The organism is Gordonia sp. w5E2 (assembly GCF_036540975.1).
Taxonomy (GTDB): domain Bacteria; phylum Actinomycetota; class Actinomycetes; order Mycobacteriales; family Mycobacteriaceae; genus Gordonia; species Gordonia jacobaea.
In genome coordinates, this window is record NZ_CP144213.1 from 3,101,669 (window position 1) to 3,118,521 (window position 16,853).

Genomic DNA, 16,853 nt, shown 5'->3' on the forward strand with positions numbered 1-16,853 from the left:
GCAGGCAATATTCCGGGCACGGTGGTGCCACGCCACACCTCCCCCGGCACTCAGATCCCGAGAACGCGCAGTGTCTGCCGGTTACACACGCTTCGCGGATCGACGAAGGCATCGTGTCCCTCGTCGGGCACCACGATGAGCTCCGCGGATTGCCCTCGCGCACAGACTGTTTCGACGTAATGCCTGCTGACGTCAACGGGGATCGCGGTGTCGAGGGTGCCGTGAATGGCGACGACGTGCGCGTCGAACGGTTCCTGTTCGATCGGCGACGCCTGCCGGTAGCGCTCTGGCATGGCGTCGTACGGGCCTCCCATCAACCCCTCGACGGAGGGTCGCGCGGCACGACCGGCTCCCACGAGATCCAGTGCCGATGCCTGCGCGACGACCGTGGTGATGGACGTCGACGCTGTCTTCGCTCGGAGCTGCGCCACCGACCAGAGCGCGAGTTGCCCACCTGCGGAATGTCCGACGACGGCCACGTCGGTCCAGTCGACGCACGCGCGCAGGTCGGGTTCGAGTGCGTCGGGAATCTCGGTATCGAATGCCTCGATCGCGGAGCGGACGTCGGTTCCCGTCGCGGGCCACCCGGCACCCGCTTCACCGATACGTCGATACTCGACGTTCCACACCAGGGCGCCCCGCTCGGCGTACTGCCGCGCGATCGCCGATTCGATGGTCAGGCTGAACTCGGTTGTCCAGTAGCCACCGTGCACGAGGACTACCGGACGCATCCGGTCCGGACGGTCGTCGGCGCTTGCGACGTGGTAGAGGTGACCGAACTGCGACGGCTCGGGTCCGTACGCGATCTTCGTGCGGTGCACCGCGCACCGCTTCACCGCTCCCACCTATCGGTGAGAACGCCGATCGCTCCGAGCGCGACGGCGGCGGCGGCCGACGTCCGCAGTACCTCGGGACCCAGGACCACCGAGGTCGCCCCCAGCGCCGTCAGATCGGCGATCTCGGCGTCGTCGAGTCCACCTTCCGGCCCCACCACGAGGGCGATCTCGGAGGCACCTGCCAGCGGTAGCGACCGCAGCGGCACTGCTCCGTCCTCGTGCAGCACCGCGACCACACCACCGTCTGCGGCGACGCCCGCGCAGATCGCGCGCACATCCATCGTCGTCGCGAGGTCGCCGATGTCGGGGATCCACGGGCGTCGACTCTGCTTTGCCGCCGCGGACGCTGCAGCCTTCCACTTCGCAATTCCCTTGTCCGCCTTGCCAGTCCATCGCGCGACGCACCGCGCGGACTGCCAGGGCACGATGCGATCCGCGCCCGCCTCCGTGGCAAGGTCGACGGCGAGCTCCGAACGCTCGGCTTTCGGAAGCGCCTGGATGACCGTGACGGTCGGGCGCGGACGGTCGATGAAGGTGTACCCGTGAGCGCGCGCGACAAGCGTGTCCTTCGAGCGGATCGCCTCGACGGCGCAGTCGGCGACAGAACCCCGGCCATCACCGACGAGAAGTTGCTCGCCGACTCCGAGGCGGGTGACGGTGACGGCGTGCCTTCCCTCGCTACCGGCGAGCACGACTTCACCGCCCACGCGAGGCACCTCGTCGACCCAGAACAGCGGAGGACTCACCGACGTCGACCCTTCAGCTCACGATCCACTCGTCGCGCCACTCCGCTGTGACCTGTCAGCGTCCGGCGAAGGCGTTACGAAGCCGCGAGAACAGACCGCCGGGCGCTGCGGCGGCAGTGGTGGTGACCAGATCGATCTGCTCCCCCGACGTCTCGCGATACGCCGAAAGCGCCGCCGACTGTCCGGCGTCGAGCTTGGTCGGTACATGCACGTCGAGATGCACGTGCAGGGTGCCGCGCACGCCGCTGTTGACGTGCGGCATACCCTGCCCGCGGACCTTGACCACCTGGCCGGGCTGAGTACCCGGCTCGATGGCGACGGTGATGTCGTCGCCGAGGATCGATGCAACCGTGAACTCAGCACCGAGCGCGGCGTCGGCCATCGGCACCCGCAGCGTGCAGTGCAGATCGTCCTTGTCGCGGATGAAGACGTCGTGCGGACGCTCGGAGACCTCGACGTACAGGTCGCCTGCGGGTCCACCACCCATGCCGACCTCGCCCTGGCCTGCCAGGCGGACCCGCATACCGCTCTCGATACCCGCGGGGATGCGCACGGTCATGGTGCGTCGCGAACGCACGCGGCCGTCGCCGCCGCACTTGTGACACGGATCCGGGATGACCTCGCCCGTGCCGTGGCAGGTCGGGCATTCGCGGACGGTCATGACCTGGCCGAGGATCGAGCGCTGCACGGCCTGGATCTCGCCCGCACCCCTACAGGTGTCGCACGTGACGGGCTTGGAGTCGCCATTGGTGCCAGAACCCTGGCACACGTCGCAGAGGATGGCCGTGTCGACGGTGATCTCTTTGTTGACACCGGACGCGCACTCTTCGAGCGTCAGCTCCACCGATACGAGGGCCGGTTCGCCGGGCTGCACGCGTCCCTTGGGTCCGCGACTTCCGCCGAATCCGCCGCCCCCACCGAAGAACGCCTCGAAGACGTCGCCGAGGCCGCCCCCACCGAAGCCTCCGGCGAATCCACCGGCGCCGGGCCCGGCCAACGGATCGCCGCCCGCGTCGACGATTCGACGCTTCTCCGGGTCACTGAGCACCTCGTAGGCTGTGGTGACCTCTTTGAAGCGCTCCTCCTCGTTGGGGTTCACGTCGGGATGCAGTTCTCGGGCCTTCTTGCGATATGCCCGCTTGATCTCCTGGTCGCTGGCACCCTTCGCCACGCCAAGAACTCCGTAGTAGTCAGTTGCCACGCTGTCGTCCGGTCCTCTGTGTCCGGGCCGGTCTATCCGGCCCCGCTATGTACGGTCTCGATTCCCAGCATGCGCCGGGCTTGGGCAGTCCGGCTCGGTGCCGGGAATGTGACGGGATGGTTCGCTGCGCGTCGCGCCGATCAGCGCTCGGCGAGGACCTCACCCACATACTTCGCAACGGCCGCCACCGAGGCGATTGTTCCCGGGTAGTCCATGCGGGTCGGGCCCACCACGCCAACGCTGCCGAATATCGTTCCCGATGCACCGTACCCTGTGGAGACCACCGAGGTTCCACGGAGGTTCTCGGTTTGCGTCTCCTCGCCGATCTGCACGGTGACGCGGCCCATCCGCTGTGTCGTCGCCAACAACTTGAGCACGACGACCTGCTCCTCGAGCGCTTCGAGCACCGTGTCCATGCCGCCGTTCATCGGAGCAAAATCGGCGGCAGAGCGCGCCAGATTCGACGTTCCGCCGAGCACAAGACGGTCGACGCCGCGTTCGACGAGGGTCTCGACCAGGACGGTCGCGAGCCGGATGACCTCGTCGCGAATATCGCCGGGGGCCTCGTTGGCGAGTTCGGCGACTGCCGCGGACGCCTCCTCGAGACGCTTGCCGTGGAGTGCCGCCGAGAACATGTCACGCAGCCGTGAGATGTCGTCCTCGGAACGGTCGGCACCGAGCGCCACCATCCGCTGCTCGACGCGACCGGTATCGGTGATGACCACCAGCAGCAGACGCGACGGCGACAACGTGACCACCTCGAGGTGGCGGACCGTCGCCGTCGACAACACGGGATATTGGATGACCGCGACCTGCCTGGTCAACTGTGCGAGCAGGCGCACAGACCTCCGCAGCACGTCGTCGAGGTCGACGCCGCGGTCGAGAACGGACAGGATGGCCCGACGTTCCGCCGCCGACAGCGGCTTGACCTCGCTGATCCGGTCGACGAACATCCGGTAGCCCTTGTCGGTGGGAACACGACCCGAGCTGGTGTGCGGCTGCGCGATGTAGCCCTCCGCCTCGAGCACGGCCATGTCGTTTCGGACCGTCGCACTCGACACACCGAGATGGTGTCGTTCGACCAAGGCCTTGGAACCGATGGGTTCCTGCGTGTCCACGTAGTCGGTCACGATGGCACGCAGCACCTCGAACCGCCGATCGTCGGTCGCCGACACGTCCGCCACACCTCCTCGGGGCCTACTGTGCAATAAGCTTCAGGGCAAATGAGCTCTGGGCAATAAACTCAGGGCACATACAGTCTGGTCAATCCAGTTCGCAGACTCCATCCTAAGCGACGGCCGACGACGAACCGGGGCCATCGCGCGGGCGTAAGTCGCCGTGAGCCGGCCCGGACTACTCAGGAGCCGGGACGACTCGAAAGAGAAAGACAGTGAGAGCGTCGGGATGATTTTCAAGGGTGTGCGGGAGGGGAAGCCCTACCCCGACCACGGATTGTCGGTCCGCGGGTGGGCCAAGATTCCTCCTCGCCAGCTCCGACTCGACGAACTCGTCACCGTCACCACAGTGCTGGCTCTCGACAAACTCCTCAGCGAGGACTCCACGTTCTACGGCGACCTGTTCTCCCATGTCGTGCGCTGGCAGGGCGACCTCTATCTCGAGGACGGCCTGCACCGCGCGGTGCGTTCGGCGCTCCGGAACCGGCACATCATCCACGCGCGGCTACTCGACCTCGATGCCTACGACCTCTCACCTGGCGCTCTGCCCCTCGAGGAACAACTCGACGACACCGCCGAGATTCCGACGACGTCGAGCCGTCCGACCCGACCGGTCGAGCCACCTCGAAGCCCCTCCGGCCAGGGCGGCGCGCATCGTCGACCGACCCGCGGCACGGGCTGGTCGACGCCGCCGCGCCGGCCCTGATCCGACGCTCCCCTACCTACCAGCCCTCACACCTCCATCGTCTTCTCGGTCGGCAGGTCGTAGACGGGACACTCCGCGACTCCGATCGTGTCGCGGGTGATCGCCTCCACGGCCGCCTGCGTTGCCTCGGCGTCGTTGACCCAGTTCTTGTAGAAGTCGAACGGGCAGTCGGCAACCCCCTTGTCGCCGTCACCACCGGCGAGCACACCGGTGTAGCCGCGATGGAGAAGTTTGAAGAGGTGATTCTGCGACTGGTCGTATTTGCGGGCATCCCGGATGGTCGACAGTGACAGTTGCGCGAACTGGATGCCGTAGTCCTCCTCGCCGCACTCGCCGAGTGTCCGACCGTCGAATCCGATGATCGAGCTGTGACCGAAGTAGGTGTAGACGCCGTCCCATCCGGTGGCGTTTGCGACCGCGACATAGCAGTTGTTCGCCCACGCCATCGCCTTCGCCATCAGTACCTGCTGATCTTTGGCTGGGTACATGTATCCCTGCGGACGCACGATGAGTTCCGCACCCTTCATCGCGCAATCGCGCCAGATCTCCGGGTAGTTGCCGTCGTCGCAGATGATCAACGAGATCTTCATGCCCTTGGGACCGTCGGTCACATACGTCTGACCACCGGGGTACCAGCCCTCGATGGGCGTCCACGGCAGGATCTTTCGATACTTCTGCACGATCTCACCCTCGTCATTGATCAGGACGAGGGTGTTGTACGGCGGCTTGTTCGGGTGGTCTTCGTGGCGCTCACCGGTGATCGAGAAGACACCCCAGGTCTTCGCGTCACGACACGCCTTGGCGAAGATGTCGGTCTCGTCGCCCGGGATGCTCGCCGCCGTTGCGTACATCTCGTCGTTGTCGTACATGATGCCCATCGTCGAATACTCCGGGAACACAACGAGATCCATGCCCGGGAGGCCGGTCTTCATCCCGACCACCATGTCGGCGATCTTGTGTGCGTTCTCGAGAACCTCGGCCTTCGTGTGTAGGCGCGGCATCTTGTAGTTCACCACCGCGACGCCGACCGTGTCCGGACTCGATGAGATGTCTCCGTGCCGCATTGTTGCCTCCTCCAGCCTCGTGGGCTTCGACTTTTCTCTTCCACTTGGAAGTACTATCACCGCCAGAGTAGGAGGCAGGGCATTACCGTCGGATTGCGTCGATGTTCGAAGATGGTTACCCAGCAACAGTTGTGGGCTGTCTTCGACAGCAACACACTGCACGACGCCCGCACATCTGCTTTCATTCGAAAGTAGGTGTGGATCTACGAGACCGAGCGAAGCGACGAACGACGAAGGGACCAACAGTGTCGGGATACCTGTCGCAGAAGGTCGACGACCTCAACTCCGGCCACCTCACCGCGGGACGCGCGCGATCGTTCCGCATGGGCCGAGCGTCGTCGCCCGAGCAACTCTCGGCGTCGCTGCGAGCCGCGATCATCGGCCAGGATCACGCCATCGACGCCGTCGTCCGTGGATTGACGATCGCCGCCGCGGGAATCCGGGATCCCCACCGGCCCATCGCCTCCCTGCTCTTCGTCGGACCGACGGGAGTCGGGAAGACAGAGCTCGCCCGCAGGCTTGCCGCCGAGATAGCAGGCGATCCGGACCGACTGTGCCGCATCGACATGAATTCGCTTGCCCAGGAGCACTATGCCGCGTCGCTGTCGGGCGCACCGCCCGGATACGCGGGCGCCAAGGAGGGTTTCACGCTCTTCGATCGAGAGCTGGTGGAGGGCAACATCTCCCGACCGGGCATCGTGTTGTTCGACGAGGTCGAGAAGGCGCACACCACCGTGCTGCGCTCGCTACTGCAGATACTCGACAGCGGCACACTGCGATTGACCGCGGGCACGTCGAGCATCAGCTTTCGCAACAGCGTGGTGCTGCTGACGTCCAATCTCGGATCCGCGGAACTCGCAGCGAAGACCCGCACCCAGAATCCCTCGACATTGCGACGTTTCCTGTCCGGCGTCGGCCGGTCTCCCGACACGACGCACTCCGACGGTGAGCTCGTCGATCGAGCCGTCGAGGAGTTCTTCGATCCCGAGCTCTACAACCGATTCGACGAGATCGTCCGGTTCACACCGCTCGACGAAGACAACGCAGGAGCCATCGTCGACCTCGAGCTGCGGCGACTGACCGAGACCCTCGGCGACCGCGGAATCACCTGGGCGGCAGATGATTCCGTGCGCCGCTACCTGCTCGCGCACGGCTTCGACAGGGTGTACGGCGCGCGCAATCTCAAGCGCGTCATCCGACGTGAACTGCACGCGTCGGTCGCGCAGGTCATCGTTCATCACGACGCCGACGGCCCACTCTCGATGAGCAGTACGGTTCGTGGCGGCTCGATTGTCACGTCGCAGCAATGACGATGCAGAGACGACAACGCGGGAATCACGCAACGTGGATACGTTCGAGCACGTCGAGGTCGAGATGACGCGCCGCGGCCACGTAGACGTCCTGATCCGTATGACCGGCGCCGAGCCGCAGGGCACCACGCGAGCCGTCGATCGTCGCACCGCGAGCCGCGGCCTCGAGCGCCGGAACCGCGAGCGAGCCGGCGCGCGTGGCGATTTCGCCGAGCACGTTGATCGCCTCGTAGCAGGACTGACCAATGCTGTTGAGCATCGGTGCGTCGACACCGTGGAATCGGTGGTAGCGGGCACCGAAGTCGAGCGTCGACGTGGTGGCAAGCGAATCGAAATAACCTGCGGCAGAGTACATGTTGGCAGTCGCCGACGCCCCCATGCCGAGTACCTGGTTCTCCTCGAGGATGGGACTGAATCGCAGACTGATCTCGTCGAGGCCGCGACGGGCGAACGCGCGGCCGAACCGGACGGCGTCGTCGCCGATCAGCAGTACGAGCACCGCGTCGGGACCATGCACCTCCAGCCAGTCGAGTGTCTCGGTGAAGTCCGACGTACCCAGCGGCGTGAAGGTCGATCCCAGGTGCGACATGCCCGCACCGGCCAGGTGCGCCTCGGCGCGCGCCGCGATCTGCCTCGGCCACACGTAGTCGTTGCCGACGACGCACCACGTGTGCGCTCCGAATTGGCGGCGCAACCAGTCGAGTGCCGGCAATACCTGTGCGCCCGGCGACTCGCCGGTCATGAACAAACCCGGTGTGCGAAACTCGCCTTCATGCAGTGCCGCATACACGTAGGGCAACTCGCCGCCGACGTACCGGAGGATCTCCTTGCGCACCGCGGAGATGTGCCAGCCGACGACGGCGTCGATCGCACCTGCTCGCCACAGAGTCGCCACCTCCTGCGCGACGACTGCCGGACGTCGGCCCCCATCGACGATCACGAGTTCGATTTCACGGCCCAGAACTCCTCCGCCACAGCTCAATTCGGCGACGGCGAGATCACCGCAGGCCTCACACGACGGCCCGAAGATGCCCGCGGATCCCTGGACGGGAACCACATAGGCGATGCGTATCGGCAACTCGCGATGGGTCATTGGACTCCCCTGACATCCGCGATCGCGGCCTGCATATGAGCGGCAAGACTACACGCGCATCGACGCAGCGGCGCGCGAACGAAGCCGAGCTCCCGCTACTTCTACGCCTGCTCAGCGCGGCGCGCAGCGTCGAATCCGGCATCTCGGAGGCGCTGGCGGCGGCGGGTGTGACGCCCGAGCAGTGGCGCGTCCTCAGCGTCCTCGAGGCGGGTGGGGGCCGCACCATGAGCGATCTCGCGCAGACCGCGGTGGTGCCGGCGGCCACCGCGACGCGCATCGTCGATCAGTTGGTCTCGAACGGCCTTGTCTATCGCCGCGCCGATCCCGCCGATCGACGTCGGGTCGTCGTGCATCTCAGTGCTCGGGGACGTCGCACGGTGGCGCCGATCCTCGACGCCGAGGCAACGCTCGAGCGTGCGGTTGTCGAGGAATTGGGACCTCGCGGGTACCTCGGCGTTGCGACGTCACTCGACCTGATCGCTCACATTCGACCCGACGACCACTCGGGCACCCCTGATGCGGTCGTCGCACCCCCGGGTTCGCTCAACCGTCCATGAGCAGGATGTCGCGAATCACGCCGTCGGCGAGGAGCCTGCCGCGGTCGGTCAGCACGAGTCGCTCTGCGTCGTCGTCGCGCAACAGCCCCGCCGCGCGTGCGCGCTCCGCCGCCACCAACTCGCCCTCGCTGAGGACCTCGGTGGGCAGTCCCTCACGGCAGCGCAGCGCGAGCATGACCTGCTCTTCGTGCCTATCGGTCGCCGTGAGCGTCTCGGAGTCGTCGACGGCAAGACCACCCATCTCCAGGGCCCGCGCATAGCGCGCGGGATGCTTGACGTTCCACCAGCGCACACCGTTGACGTGCGAGTGGGCGCCGGGACCGATTCCCCACCAGTCGTCGCTGCGCCAGTAGCCGAGGTTGTGCCGGCACTCGCCCGCCGGTGTGCGCGACCAGTTGGAGACCTCGTACCAGTCGAACCCGGCGTCGTGCAGTCGTTGATCGAGCAGCACGTAACGGTCGGCGAGCACGTCGTCGTCGGGCGCGGGCAGTTCGCCGCGGCGTATTCGACGTGCGAGCGCTGTGCCGTCCTCCACGATCAGCGCGTACGCCGAGACATGGTCGACAGGGGTGTCGAGGACGGCGTCGACGCTGCGGTGCAGATCGGCGTCCGTCTCGCCGGGCGTGCCGTAGATGAGGTCGAGGTTGAGGTGCTCGAATCCCGCTGCCGACGCCTCGCGCGCGGCTGCGACCGCCCGTCCCGGCGTGTGGGTGCGATCGAGTGTCGCGAGCACGTGCGGAGCGGCCGACTGCATGCCCAGCGAGATCCGGGTGAATCCCGCCTCGAGCAGACCGTCGAAGAACGCAGGCGACGTCGACTCCGGGTTGGACTCCGTCGTGATCTCGGCGTCGGCGGCGAGATCGAAGCGTCCGCGCACCGCGTCGAGCAGTCGCCGCAGGCCGTCGGCTCCGAGAAGCGACGGCGTCCCGCCGCCGACGAAGATCGTCGAGACGGGGCGTCGCGGACTCAGCAGAGCTGCCGCCGTGTCGAGTTCGCGGCCCACCGCCGCGAGCCACGACTCGGGCGACGACGACGAGCCGAGCTCCCCCGCCGTGTAGGTGTTGAAATCGCAATACCCGCAGCGCGTGGCACAGAACGGCACATGCAGGTACAGGCCGAACCCGGTATCTGGATCGACCCGAGAACACGCATCGACGATCGGTTCGGTCACGCGAGCGGGCACATCGCCCCGCAGCTCGACAATCGTCTCGACATCCACCCGTCCATGATGCGCGTCTCCTCACGTCGACTTCTGTGCGGGGCAGGCCGTCGGCCGACTTTGCCTCAGCATGACGCAAAATAAGTGCAAGTAGACGACGGGTGCCCTCCCGTGGCACTATGGATGGCGTGAATTTCCCCGGGGTGTGGCTCGCAGCACGACGCCACGTCGATTTCAAGCGCGTCTGTAGCGCTAGCTGTCGTCCTTAGACGACGACCGGCCCCGAGAGTTCCCCGCACGCTGCGGGAATGCCGGCAGATCCCGGTGGAACACCGACGGTGTCGCCCGACGGAACACCACCGTTGCGCCCACACGGAACCGCCCAGTCACAGCCCAGACCGCGCGAAAGCCGGTGCCCGTGCGCCCGGCATCAGGAGACTTCATGACGTCCACGACAGACATCACGCCCGACAGCGGTGCAGGCTCGAACGAGCAGCCCGGTGACGGCGCGTCGGGTCAGAACGGCGACCGCCGCACGACCCGCGAACGTCCTGCCCGCACCCCCCGTGCGCAGAACGGCGACCGCCCCGCTCGCAAGCCCCGCCCGACCAAGCGTCGCGCGGAGGGCCAGTGGAAGCTCGGGTATCGCGAGCCGCTGAACCCCAACGAGCAGGTCAAGAAGGACGACAACCCGCTCAACGTGCGTGCCCGCATCGAGAACATCTACTCCAAGCAGGGCTTCGACTCGATCGACAAACAGGATCTGCGCGGCCGGATGCGCTGGTGGGGCCTCTACACGCAGCGCGCGCAGGGCTACGACGGCACCTGGACCGGCGACGAGAACATCGACATCCTCGAAGACAGCCACTTCATGATGCGCATCCGGTGCGACGCCGGAGCGCTCAACGTCGAACAGCTCCGCACGCTGGGCCAGATCTCCACCGAGTTCGCCCGCGACACCGCCGATCTGTCCGACCGTGAGAACGTCCAGTACCACTGGATTCGCATCGAGGACGTCCCGACGATCTGGGAGCGCATCGAGGGCGTCGGCCTCAAGACCACCGAGGCGTGCGGCGACTGCCCGCGCATCATCCTCGGCTCCCCGCTGGCGGGCGAGGCCATCGACGAGGTCCTCGACCCGACCCCCGCGATCGACGAGATCGTGCGCCGCTACATCGGCGATCCGCAGTATTCCAACCTGCCCCGCAAGTTCAAGACGGCCATCTCGGGTCTGCAGGACGTCAGCCACGAGACCAACGACATCGCCTTCATCGGTGTCGAGCATCCCGAGCACGGCCCCGGCCTCGACCTCTGGGTCGGCGGCGGACTGTCGACGAACCCGATGCTCGCTCAGCGCGTCGGTGCGTGGATTCCACTCGACGAGGTCCCCGACGTCTGGGAAGGCGTCGTGTCGATCTTCCGCGATTACGGCTACCGCCGTCTGCGCGCCAAGGCCAGGCTGAAGTTCCTCATCAAGGACTGGGGCATCGAGAAGTTCCGCCAGGTGCTCGAGGACGAGTACCTGCACCGCAAGCTGATCGACGGCCCCGCCCCCACCCCGCTCACGCAGCCGCGTGACCACGTCGGCGTGCAGAAGCTCAAGAACGGCCTCAACGCAGTCGGGTTCGCCGCCATCGCGGGGCGCGTGACCGGCACCAAGCTCACCGCCGTCGCCGACGCCGCCGAGCGCGTCGGCTCCGACCGCATACGGTTCACGCCGTACCAGAAGCTCGTCGTGCTCGACGTCGCCGACGACAAGGTCGAGGAGCTCATCGCCGATCTGGCCAAGCTGGGCCTCGTCGCCCGTGCGTCGAACTGGCGTCGAAACCTGATGGCGTGCAGTGGAATCGAGTTCTGCAAGCTCTCGTTCACCGAGACGCGCAAGCGCTCGCAGGTCCTCGTGCCCGAACTCGAGGAACGCCTGGCAGACATCAACTCCGAGCTCGATGTCCCCATCACCGTGAACATCAACGGCTGCCCCAACTCGTGCGCGCGTTCACAGATCGCCGACATCGGGTTCAAGGGCCAGCTCGTCGAGGACGCCGACGGCGGACAGACCGAGGGCTTCCAGGTACACCTGGGCGGCAGCCTCGGTCAGGATGCGGGCTTCGGCCGAAAACTGCGCCAGCACAAGGTGACATCAACCGAGCTGGGCGACTACATCGAACGCGTGGTCCGCAACTTCGTCGACCAACGCGAAGAAGGAGAGCGGTTCGCACAGTGGGCAGTGCGGGCCGACGAGGAGGCATTGCGATGACGGCGAGCACCCAGAGCAGGACCGGACGGCGGTTCAGCGAGGACGAGTTGCGTGAGATCGCTGCGCGGGGCGCAGCCGAACTCGGCGACAGCGCGACTCCCGAGGAGTTGCTGCGCTGGACGGCAGAGACGTTCGGCGACAACTTCGTCGTCGCGTCGAACATGCAGGATGCCGCGCTGGTCGATCTCGCCGTCAAGCACGTCGACCGCGCCCTGCTCGACGGCGACCCGGTGAAGGTGCTGTTCCTCGACACCGGCTACCACTTCGCCGAGACCATCGGCACGCGCGACGCCGTCGAGCAGGTCTACGGCGTCGACATGATCAACCTGACACCACAGCACAGCGTCGCCGAACAGGATGAACTGCTGGGCCGCAACCTTTTCGCCCGCAATCCCGGCGAGTGCTGCAGGCTGCGCAAGGTGGTTCCGCTGAAGGCAGGCCTGGGCAACTACGACGCGTGGGTCACGGGCATCCGACGCGTCGAGGCTCCGACACGCGCCAACGCGCCGCTCATCTCGTTCGACGAGGGATTCGGTCTCGTCAAGATCAACCCGATCGCCGCGTGGTCGGACGAGCAGATGCAGGACTACATCGACGCCAACGGCGTCCTCGTCAATCCCCTTGTCGACGAGGGCTATCCGTCGATCGGCTGCGCTCCGTGCACCGCGAAACCCGAACCCGGATCCGATCCGCGCAGCGGCCGCTGGGCCGGTCGCGCCAAGACAGAATGTGGGCTCCACGCATGACCATCACCGAACCCTCAGCGAGCGTAGGACGTGCTGTGACCGAACCGGACGATTTCACCACTCTCGACGCACTCGAGTCCGAGGCCATCCACATCTTCCGCGAGGTGGCAGGCGAGTTCGAGCGCCCGGTGATCCTGTTCTCCGGCGGCAAGGACTCGACGGTGCTGCTGCATGTGGCACTCAAGGCCTTCTGGCCTGCGCCGCTTCCATTTTCGCTGCTCCACGTCGACACCGGCCACAACCTCCCCGAGGTTCTCGAGTTCCGCGACCAGGTCGTCGAACGGCACAATCTGCGACTGCACGTCGCCAAGGTCGAGGACTACCTCGCCGACGGCAGGCTCACCGAGCGCCCCGACGGCGTGCGTAACCCGCTGCAGACCATTCCCCTGCTCGACGCCATCACCGAGAACCGATTCGACGCGGTGTTCGGCGGAGGCCGACGCGACGAGGAGCGTTCGCGCGCCAAGGAGCGGATCTTCTCCCTGCGCAACGCATTCGGCCAGTGGGACCCCAAGCGTCAGCGCCCCGAACTGTGGAACCTCTACAACGGTCGCCACGCTCCGGGTGAGCACGTGCGCGTCTTCCCGCTCTCCAACTGGACCGAGCTCGACGTGTGGCGCTACATCACGCGTGAGCAGGTCCTGCTCCCACCGATCTACTACGCACACGAGCGCGAAGTCTTCAACCGTGACGGCATGTGGATGACATCTGGCTCCTGGGGCGGTCCGCGCGAAGGCGAAGAGGTGCAACGACTCTCGGTGCGTTACCGCACCGTCGGCGACGGCTCGACGACCGGCGCGGTGCTCTCGGATGCCGCAACCAACGACGCGGTCCTCGCAGAGGTCGCCGCCTCCCGACTGACCGAACGCGGCGCAACCCGTGGCGACGATCGCGTCTCCGAAGCCGCCATGGAAGACCGCAAGCGCGAAGGATATTTCTGATGGCATCGACCACCCAGCACGTCCCCGACCTGCTCCGCATCGCGACCGCGGGCAGCGTCGACGACGGCAAGTCCACGCTCGTCGGCCGACTCCTCTACGACACCAAATCGGTGCTGGCAGACCAGATCGACGCCGTGACCAAGGCATCGGTCGACCGCGGTCTCGAAGGACCCGACCTCTCGCTGCTCGTCGACGGTCTGCGAGCAGAGCGCGAGCAGGGCATCACCATCGACGTCGCGTATCGCTACTTCGCCACGCCCGCACGGTCTTTCGTGTTGGCCGACACCCCGGGCCACGTCCAGTACACCCGCAACACGGTGTCCGGCGCGTCCACAGCCCAGCTGGTCATGCTGCTCGTCGACGCCCGCAACGGGGTCGTCTCCCAGACCCGCCGCCACGCCGCCGTCATGGCGTTGCTCGGTGTGCCGCAGCTGGTGTTGGCGGTCAACAAGATCGACCTCGTCGACGACGCCGCGTCGGTGTTCGCCGAGATCTCCGCCGAGTTCGGTGAGCTGACCCGCACGCTCGGCTGGTCGCCCGAGCAGGTGACCTCGATTCCCGTGTCGGCACTGCACGGCGACAATGTAGCCATCCGTTCGGAGAACACGCCGTTCTACGACGGCCCCACGCTGATCGAGCATCTCGAGACCGTGCCGAACGCCGTCGAACGCCACGACGAGGTCGGACTCCGCTTCCCGGTGCAGTACGTCATCCGACCGCGCACCCCCGAGTACCCCGACTACCGCGGATACGCCGGACAGATCGCTGCCGGGCGTGTGTCCGTCGGCGACGAGGTCACCGTTCTGCCGTCCGGCGTGCGCACCACCGTCACCCAGATCGACACCGCCGACGGCCAATTGGCGACGGCACACACCGGCCGCAGCGTCACCCTGCTGCTCGCAGACGACGTCGACATCTCGCGCGGCGACCTCATCGCCGCCGTTGCCGACGCGCCGGAGCCGATCGCCCAGTTCACCGCGACGGTGTGCTGGCTGGCCGAGAAGCCACTGCGTCCCGGCGCACGGCTGCTCCTCAAGCACGGCACCAAGACCACGCAGGCCATTGTCGGTGGGCTCGACGCCCTGTTCGACGAGCAGAACCTCACACTCGTCGACGCCCCGGACACCGTGGAGCTCAACCAGATCGGCCGTATAACGGTGCAGACCGCGGAGCCGATCCCCGCGGACGACTACCAGGTGAGTCGCGAGTCGGGCAGCTTCCTGCTGATCGATCCGCAGGGCGGCAACACCCTCGCGGCAGGCCTGGTGGGCGACGCGCTGTCGACGCTGCACCTCAAAGAGTTGGTGTGACACCGACACTGCTCCTCGTCGCGCACGGTAGCCGCGATCCGCGTTTCGGCGACACCGCACGACGCGTGCGGTCAGTCGTGGCACGCAGACTACCGTGCGTTGACGTCCGGCTCGGCTTCCTCGATCTCGATACCCCTTCTGTCGCAGCACAACTCGCGGCACTGCGGGGCGAGTGCGTCGTCGTGCCGCTCCTTCTCGCGCCCGGCTACCACAGCGAAGTCGACCTGCCTGCCCTGGTGGCCGAGCACCGTCGAGCGAGTGTGACGACCACACAGGTCGTCGGATCGTACCGACTGACCGACGCACTCGCGGATCGACTCGACGAGGCGGGCGCACAACCCGGCGACGGCATCGTCGTGACGGCGGTCGGTTCGACGAATCCCACTGCCGCGCATGTGGTTCGACGTCGCGCCATCGAGTTGTCGACGCGCCTGCACCGTCCGGTCGACGTAGTGTTCGCGACGAAGCTGGGCACCGAGGACATCATGCTGCGCAACGCGATTCGACGACTCCGCACCGCCGGAGCGGAACGCATCGCGCTGAGTCCGTACTTCTTGTCGGCGGGACTGCTCACCGAACGCGTGGAGACCGCGCTCGATCGGCTGGTCTCCGACGCCGTCGTCGCAGGTCCGATCGGAACACATCCGGTGCTTGTCGACGCGGTCGTCGACAGCTATCGCCGCGCATGCGCCGACGCGGCGGTCGACATGGACTCTGCCGCAAGCTGAGTCGCCGACCGCCGCGTCCTCACACTCTTACACCTCGCTGAGTGCAGGCACTTTCGTCGCACGGGCGTAGATGGTCTCGCCCTGCTGCAGGTGCAGCGCGTTGGCGTCGCCGCGGGTGATCTGCGCCTGGAACTCGTCGCCGGTCGCAGCGGCGACCAGCTCCACCCGGGTCTCGAATCCGAGGTTCACCACGCGCTGGACCGTCGCCTTGATGACGCCGGTGTCGAGTGAGGCATCGGCCGCGGGAAGCGCGAGTTCAGGGTTCCGCCCGATACGAATGTCGTGCGGGCGCACCAATTCTCCGTTGAGTCGCACGGTAGAGCCGAGGAACGACGCAACGAACGGGTTGATCGGGCGGTCATAGAGATCATCGGGTGCGCCGATCTGCTCGATCTTGCCCTTGTTGAGCACCGCGATCCTGTCGCTCACGTCGAGCGCCTCCTGCTGGTCGTGCGTGACGAGGACCGTCGTCACCTGCATGTCCTCATGCAAGCGGCGCAACCACTTTCGCAGATCCTCGCGCACCTTGGCGTCGAGCGCGCCGAACGGCTCGTCGAGCAGCAGCACCTTGGGGTCGACGGCCAGCGCACGCGCGAGCGCCATGCGCTGACGCTGTCCGCCGGACAACTGCGCGGGAAAACGCTTCTGGAAGACCGTGAGTCCGACGATGTCGAGCAGTTCGTCGACCTTGGCGTCGATGTCCTTCTTGGCACGCTTACGGATCTTGAGTCCGAACGCGATGTTGTCGCGCACCGTCAGGTGCTTGAACGCCGCGTAGTGCTGGAACACGAAGCCGATGTCGCGCTTCTGCGGCGACGCACCGGAGACGTCGTCACCGTTGATGACGATGGTCCCCGAATCGAGGTCGTCGAGACCTGCGATCGCGCGCAGGAGCGTCGACTTACCGCTGCCGGACGGACCCAGCAGTGAGGTGAGAGAACCGGCCGGGATCTCGATCGAGACATCGTCGAGTGCGGCGAAATCGCCGTATCGCTTATTGGCACCAACCACCGAGATGGACATG

General features: G+C 66.5%; 16 protein-coding genes. 8 read left to right on the plus strand and 8 right to left on the minus strand.

Translation table 11 applies throughout. The features are described from left to right. Positions 1-50: 50 nt before the first annotated feature. From RND64_RS13945 to hrcA, 4 genes are all read right to left on the minus strand, one after another. Positions 51-821: an alpha/beta hydrolase family protein gene (locus RND64_RS13945; protein WP_049698604.1), complete on the minus strand. Its 771-nt coding sequence runs from the start codon at positions 819-821 to the stop codon at positions 51-53. A gap of 11 nt (positions 822-832) precedes the next feature. Further along, positions 833-1,582: a 16S rRNA (uracil(1498)-N(3))-methyltransferase gene (locus RND64_RS13950; RefSeq protein ID WP_049698338.1), complete on the minus strand. Its 750-nt coding sequence runs from the start codon at positions 1,580-1,582 to the stop codon at positions 833-835. 55 nt (positions 1,583-1,637) lie between these two features. Beyond that, the gene (gene dnaJ / locus RND64_RS13955) at positions 1,638-2,783 is read right to left on the minus strand and encodes a molecular chaperone DnaJ (RefSeq protein WP_049698339.1); all 1,146 of its coding nucleotides are present in this window, start codon (positions 2,781-2,783) and stop codon (positions 1,638-1,640) included. A 140-nt stretch (positions 2,784-2,923) separates the two neighbouring features. Further along, positions 2,924-3,958 carry a heat-inducible transcriptional repressor HrcA gene (hrcA, locus tag RND64_RS13960; RefSeq protein WP_049698605.1) on the minus strand — a complete coding sequence of 345 codons (1,035 nt, stop codon included), beginning with the start codon at positions 3,956-3,958 and terminating at the stop codon, positions 2,924-2,926. Between the two features lie 229 nt (positions 3,959-4,187). On the opposite strand from hrcA, the gene RND64_RS13965 reads away from it, so the two are divergent. Beyond that, positions 4,188-4,664: a type II toxin-antitoxin system VapB family antitoxin gene (locus RND64_RS13965; protein ID WP_049698340.1), complete on the plus strand. Its 477-nt coding sequence runs from the start codon at positions 4,188-4,190 to the stop codon at positions 4,662-4,664. Positions 4,665-4,690: 26 nt separating this feature from the next. Here the strand turns inward: RND64_RS13965 and RND64_RS13970 are convergent, their stop codons facing one another. After that, positions 4,691-5,728, minus strand: a complete 1,038-nt coding sequence (locus tag RND64_RS13970; protein ID WP_049698341.1) for an aliphatic amidase — start codon at positions 5,726-5,728, stop codon at positions 4,691-4,693. Between the two features lie 245 nt (positions 5,729-5,973). Between RND64_RS13970 and RND64_RS13975 the strand changes: the two genes are divergently transcribed. Then, positions 5,974-7,038 (plus strand): AAA family ATPase, encoded by a 1,065-nt coding sequence (locus RND64_RS13975; protein ID WP_049698342.1) that lies wholly within the window; start codon positions 5,974-5,976, stop codon positions 7,036-7,038. Between the two features lie 25 nt (positions 7,039-7,063). Here RND64_RS13975 and RND64_RS13980 read toward each other — a convergent pair whose 3' ends face one another. After that, the gene (locus RND64_RS13980) at positions 7,064-8,131 is read right to left on the minus strand and encodes a substrate-binding domain-containing protein (RefSeq protein WP_049698343.1); all 1,068 of its coding nucleotides are present in this window, start codon (positions 8,129-8,131) and stop codon (positions 7,064-7,066) included. Between the two features lie 35 nt (positions 8,132-8,166). Between RND64_RS13980 and RND64_RS13985 the strand changes: the two genes are divergently transcribed. Next, positions 8,167-8,688, plus strand: a complete 522-nt coding sequence (locus RND64_RS13985; RefSeq protein WP_049698344.1) for a MarR family winged helix-turn-helix transcriptional regulator — start codon at positions 8,167-8,169, stop codon at positions 8,686-8,688. Here RND64_RS13985 and hemW read toward each other — a convergent pair. Next, on the minus strand, positions 8,675-9,883 hold the full coding sequence (hemW, locus tag RND64_RS13990; protein ID WP_049698606.1) for a radical SAM family heme chaperone HemW: 1,209 nt from the start codon (positions 9,881-9,883) through the stop codon (positions 8,675-8,677). The two genes, RND64_RS13985 and hemW, sit on opposite strands and share 14 nt — an antisense overlap. Positions 9,884-10,289: 406 nt before the next feature. Here hemW and RND64_RS13995 point away from each other — a divergent pair, with 406 nt between their 5' ends. The 5 genes from RND64_RS13995 to RND64_RS14015 are packed head-to-tail and all read left to right on the plus strand — an operon-like array spanning position 10,290 to position 15,829. After that, the gene (locus tag RND64_RS13995) at positions 10,290-12,104 is read left to right on the plus strand and encodes a nitrite/sulfite reductase (RefSeq protein WP_049698345.1); all 1,815 of its coding nucleotides are present in this window, start codon (positions 10,290-10,292) and stop codon (positions 12,102-12,104) included. Continuing rightward, positions 12,101-12,850, plus strand: a complete 750-nt coding sequence (locus RND64_RS14000; RefSeq protein WP_049698346.1) for a phosphoadenylyl-sulfate reductase — start codon at positions 12,101-12,103, stop codon at positions 12,848-12,850. The genes RND64_RS13995 and RND64_RS14000 overlap by 4 nt, the downstream gene beginning before the upstream one ends. Beyond that, entirely contained in the window at positions 12,847-13,791 is a 945-nt protein-coding gene (cysD, locus tag RND64_RS14005; RefSeq protein WP_049698347.1) for a sulfate adenylyltransferase subunit CysD, read from the plus strand. Before RND64_RS14000 ends, cysD begins: the two co-directional genes overlap by 4 nt. Then, entirely contained in the window at positions 13,791-15,101 is a 1,311-nt protein-coding gene (locus RND64_RS14010) for a sulfate adenylyltransferase subunit 1 (RefSeq protein WP_049698348.1), read from the plus strand. The genes cysD and RND64_RS14010 overlap by 1 nt, the downstream gene beginning before the upstream one ends. Further along, positions 15,098-15,829 carry a sirohydrochlorin chelatase gene (locus RND64_RS14015; RefSeq protein ID WP_049698349.1) on the plus strand — a complete coding sequence of 244 codons (732 nt, stop codon included), beginning with the start codon at positions 15,098-15,100 and terminating at the stop codon, positions 15,827-15,829. Before RND64_RS14010 ends, RND64_RS14015 begins: the two co-directional genes overlap by 4 nt. Positions 15,830-15,856: 27 nt before the next feature. Here RND64_RS14015 and RND64_RS14020 read toward each other — a convergent pair whose 3' ends face one another. Then, on the minus strand, positions 15,857-16,852 hold the full coding sequence (locus RND64_RS14020) for a sulfate/molybdate ABC transporter ATP-binding protein (protein WP_005205094.1): 996 nt from the start codon (positions 16,850-16,852) through the stop codon (positions 15,857-15,859). Position 16,853 lies beyond the last annotated feature (1 nt).

Excerpts from the sequence above, each read along its gene's own strand:
- RND64_RS13965 (WP_049698340.1), top strand. The coding sequence starts at position 4,188 with ATGATTTTCAAGGGTGTGCGGGAGGGGAAGCCCTACCCCGACCACGGA.
- RND64_RS13970 (WP_049698341.1), bottom strand. The coding sequence starts at position 5,728 with ATGCGGCACGGAGACATCTCATCGAGTCCGGACACGGTCGGCGTCGCG.
- RND64_RS13980 (WP_049698343.1), bottom strand. The coding sequence starts at position 8,131 with ATGACCCATCGCGAGTTGCCGATACGCATCGCCTATGTGGTTCCCGTC.
- RND64_RS13985 (WP_049698344.1), top strand. The coding sequence starts at position 8,167 with ATGAGCGGCAAGACTACACGCGCATCGACGCAGCGGCGCGCGAACGAA.
- RND64_RS13995 (WP_049698345.1), top strand. The coding sequence starts at position 10,290 with ATGACGTCCACGACAGACATCACGCCCGACAGCGGTGCAGGCTCGAAC.
- RND64_RS14000 (WP_049698346.1), top strand. The coding sequence starts at position 12,101 with ATGACGGCGAGCACCCAGAGCAGGACCGGACGGCGGTTCAGCGAGGAC.
- cysD (WP_049698347.1), top strand. The coding sequence starts at position 12,847 with ATGACCATCACCGAACCCTCAGCGAGCGTAGGACGTGCTGTGACCGAA.
- RND64_RS14010 (WP_049698348.1), top strand. The coding sequence starts at position 13,791 with ATGGCATCGACCACCCAGCACGTCCCCGACCTGCTCCGCATCGCGACC.
- RND64_RS14020 (WP_005205094.1), bottom strand. The coding sequence starts at position 16,852 with ATGTCCATCTCGGTGGTTGGTGCCAATAAGCGATACGGCGATTTCGCC.